Source organism: Stenotrophomonas sp. 3diitr2024, from assembly GCF_042136455.1.
GTDB classification, from domain to species: domain Bacteria; phylum Pseudomonadota; class Gammaproteobacteria; order Xanthomonadales; family Xanthomonadaceae; genus Stenotrophomonas; species Stenotrophomonas sepilia.
This window is the reverse complement of sequence record NZ_JBHHMJ010000780.1, coordinates 1-3960: the sequence shown is the minus strand read 5'-3', so window position 1 is coordinate 3960 and position 3960 is coordinate 1. Positions and strand designations below refer to the sequence as shown.

The window sequence follows — 3960 nt, the reverse complement described above, 5'->3', positions numbered from 1 at the left end:
AACGGCGCGCCCCTGGCGCGCCGTCTTGTTTGGCATCGCTCCAGCGGTGCGTCAGCGCTTGGCCTTGCACCCCGTGCACACGCGCTCGACCTTGTAGCCCTTCGCCCTCAGCTTCTCGACCACGCCATCACTGCCCAGCAGGTGCAGCGTGCCGACCACCACCAGCGTACCGCCCTGCCCGGCCTGCAGGTACGGCTGCAGCTTCGGCACCCAGGCATCGTTGCGACCGGTGTTGATGCGCTGGTACAGCTGCGGATACTGCTGGCGCATCTCTGCCGCCATCTTGGTCCACAGCAGGCGCTCGTCGCCGCGACGCCATGCATCATGCAGCAGCCGCGCCTGCTCATCTGCCTTGCCGGCCTGGTCCAGTGCTTCGGCCAGCATCTGCCGCTGTTCCTGCACCGTCATCCCGTCCAGCATGCCGATCTGGGTATCGATATCTTCCAGTCCCGCGGTCTTGCGGCCGGTCTTCTGCGCGCGTTCCATGAAGTGGCGGTCCAGGCCCAGCGCCGGGTCCAGGCCCAGCTTCTGCATCTGCCCGATCGAAATGCTCAGGCCGACGAACCAGGGCTTCATGCCCTGCATCTGCGCCAGCGGCAACTGGTTCTGGGCAGCAAAAGCCTGCAGCTTCTGCCAGGTGGCCGCATCCAGATCACGCTTCAGCTCGCTGCCATCGGTGCGGGTCGCAGCCTGCACCATGCGGCTGGCCAGCTGGGGCGATTGCATGTCTTCCGGCGACAGTTCGAACACCACCCGCTGCGAGGCTTCGAACGCCTGCTCGACATCGGGCGACAGCGGGTAGTCCTGTGGCTTCAGCAGATGGAACGATCCCAGCAGGTACACGCGTGCATCGCCCGGGCCGGTGACTTTCCACAACAGGGGTACCGGCGGCTTGGCCGCGGTTGCGGCCGCGGCCGCGGCAGGGCTGGCCTGGCCATCGCGGGCCGTGGCCGGTGGTGCCACTGCGCAGGCCGCCAGCAACAGCGCGGTACGGAACAGGTGTTTGATCGGCATGGTCAGCCTTCTCCTTCAGGCAGGTGGTAGGCCTTCTCGCCCGCTTCCACGCGCAGGTCCAACCGGTTTTCCGGCGGCGCCAGCGGACAGGTCGCGTAGGCGGTGAACGCGCACGGTGGGTTGTAGGCATGGTTGAAATCGATGCGCACCGTGCCGTCTGCAGCGGGGGCATCGGTATCCAGATAGCGCCCGGCCGGATAGCTGCCGCGGCCGCTGGTGCGGTCGGCAAAGATCAGGAACAGTGGCTGCCCGGGCGCACCGATGGCCTCCAGGCGCCAGCTGCGGCCATCACGTTCGAACTCCACCGCACCGGCATTGGGCATCTCGGTGGTCAAGCCAGTGATGTCGACGATCGGCAAGGTCTTGCCCGGCGGATGCGCGATGAAGCGCGCCTGCACCTGCCAGTCCGCGCCGCCCGGCCAGTACTGCAGGCCGGCGAAATCACGCCGCGCAGGTGCCTCGGCATGCTTGACCCGCAGCGCGTCCCGTGGCCCCCGGCGGATGATGCTGAGCTGGCCCTTGCCGCCATCGAAGGCCAGCAGCGTCGGCTGCGCGTCCTTGTCGGTGTCGACGCGGATGCGGCCACGCACCGGCTGGCCGTCGTGGCTGACATCGACACCGGCTTCAGGCGTGAACCACCACTGCGTCCCTTCGCGACGCAGCAGGCCCAGCCTGTCCGGGCCAACCGTCAGGCGGATGCCGTTGGTGGCGCCGCTGCCAACGAAATGGGATTTGTTCTGCAGCCAGTGCAGGCCGACCAGGGCCGTCCAGCCATCGGGCCGGGTCAGGTCCTGGTAGCGCGCTACACGCCATTGCTGCTGCGCGGCCGCGTAGGCCGGATCTTCAGCGGCCGTCGGCGCCGGCGGTGTTGCCGGGCTGCAGGCGGCCAACACCACGGCGGCCAGCAGGCCCGCCATTCCCCGATAACGCATCGATGCTCCCCTCAACGTCCGCGCAGGAACCAGCGGTCGATCTCCGCCAGCGAAAAACGGGCCCAGGTCGGTCGGCCGTGGTTGCACTGGCCGGACCGTTCGGTGATTTCCATGTCGCGCAGCAGCGCGTTCATTTCCGGCACGGTCAGGCGCCGGTTGGCACGCACCGCGCCGTGGCAGGCCATGGTCGACAGCAGTTCGTCGCGTGCACTGGCCACGCGGCGGCTCTGGCCATGCTCGCGCAGGTCGGTCAGCACGTCGCGCAGCAGTCCTTCCGGTTCTGCATGCGCCAGCAGTGCCGGAATGCTGCGCACGTGCAGCGAACCGGGGCCGGCCCGGGTCACCTCGAAGCCGAGCGCCGCCAGTGTCTCGGCTTCGCTTTCTGCAGTGTCGGCCTCGCGCTCGCCCACCGCCAGCGTGATCGGCACCAGCAACGGCTGCGACTGCAGGCCGATGCCATCGTGCGCATTCTTCAGGCGCTCGTAGCCGATGCGTTCGTGGGCCGCATGCATGTCGACCACGATCAGGCCTTCAGCGTTCTCGGCCAGGATGTAGATGCCATGCAGCTGCGCGATCGCGTAGCCCAGTGGCGGTACACCCGCGTCGGCACTGGTCACCGGCAACCCGTTCTCGCTCGGCATCGGCGGCAACGCCGCTGCGCGTTCGACGCCGGCGGGCGCGGCGTACAGCGCGGCGTAGGCGGCCGGTGCATCGGCCACCTGCAGGCCCAGCGGTTGCTGCGGACGCCAGCCTGAAAACCCGCCACCACCACCTCCCGAGCCGGGCGCAGCCCCGCGCACCAGCCCGAACCCCGACGCGCCGGCGCTCGATGCCGTCGGGACGGCGGCTGCGTCCACCGGATGTGCGGGGCCGGCACCGATCTCCTGCGCCGACATGCCGGCACGGGTATCGGCCAGCGCATCCTTCAACGTGCGATAGACGAAATCGTGGACCAGCCGCGAATCGCGGAAGCGCACCTCGTGCTTGGCCGGATGCACGTTGACGTCGACGCGGGTCGGATCCAGTTCGAGGAACAGCACATAGGCCGGCTGGCGGCCGTGATACAGCACGTCGCCGTAGGCCATCTTCACTGCGTGGGCGACGCTGCGGTCACGCACTGAGCGACCGTTGACGTACAGGTACTGCTGGTCGGCGCTCGCGCGCGAATAATGCGGCTGCGCAATCCAGCCATGCAGGCGCAGGCCGGCGCCGCTGTGGTCCACGCGCACGGCCTGGTTGGCGAAATCCTCGCCCAGCGTTTCGGCAAGGCGCGCATCGGAATACAGATCGCCCGGCTTGTAGCGCCGCGAGGCCTTGCCGTTGTGCGACACGCGCAGCTCGACATCCGGCCGTGCCAGCGCCAGCGAACGCAGCCACTCTTCGATATGGCCCAGTTCGGTACGCTCGGCGCGCAGGAACTTGCGCCGCGCCGGCACGTTGTAGAACAACTCGCGCACTTCCACCGTGGTGCCCGGCGCATGCGCGCGCGGGGTCACCTCGCCGATCTTGCCGCCTTCGATCTGCAGTGCCGAACCGTGCTCGTCGTGCGCGCGCCGCGAGCACAGGGTGAAGCGGCTGACCGATGCGATCGACGGCAGCGCTTCTCCACGGAAACCGAGCGTGGCCACCGATTCGAGATCGTCAAGATCGGCGATCTTGCTGGTGGCATGGCGCGACACCGCCAGGGGCAACTGTTCTGGCGCGATGCCGCTGCCGTTGTCGCGGATGCGGATCAGGCGCACGCCGCCCTCTTCAAGATCGATATCAACGCGGCTGGCACCGGCATCGATCGCGTTCTCGACCAGTTCCTTGACCACCGACGCGGGCCGTTCGACCACTTCGCCCGCGGCGATCTGGTTGATCAGGATCTCCGGCAACGGCCGGATCGGGCGCGGATGGGTAGCAGACGTCATGCGGGGATGATAACGGAGGCTGCGCATGTAGAGTCGACTGTCAGTCGACTGCTCTTCGCCGGCCACCGAAACCCCCACACTGCGCGCGCAGTCGACTGACA

At 68.2% G+C, this 3960-nt stretch carries 3 protein-coding genes; all 3 read right to left on the bottom strand.

What is annotated here, in order from left to right:
* Positions 1–51: 51 nt before the first annotated feature.
* From ABGA94_RS20565 to mutL, 3 genes are read right to left on the bottom strand one after another with little or no spacing between them, the layout of a single operon-like run.
* Positions 52–1014 carry a TraB/GumN family protein gene (locus ABGA94_RS20565; protein ID WP_375367998.1) on the bottom strand — a complete coding sequence of 321 codons (963 nt, stop codon included), beginning with the start codon at positions 1012–1014 and terminating at the stop codon, positions 52–54.
* A 2-nt stretch (positions 1015–1016) separates the two neighbouring features.
* A complete protein-coding gene (locus ABGA94_RS20560) occupies positions 1017–1946 on the bottom strand; it encodes a DUF1684 domain-containing protein (RefSeq protein WP_053500615.1) in 930 nt (309 codons plus the stop codon).
* An 11-nt stretch (positions 1947–1957) separates the two neighbouring features.
* Positions 1958–3859, bottom strand: coding sequence for a DNA mismatch repair endonuclease MutL (gene mutL, locus ABGA94_RS20555; RefSeq protein ID WP_032954348.1), 1902 nt, complete (start codon positions 3857–3859; stop codon positions 1958–1960).
* Positions 3860–3960 lie beyond the last annotated feature (101 nt).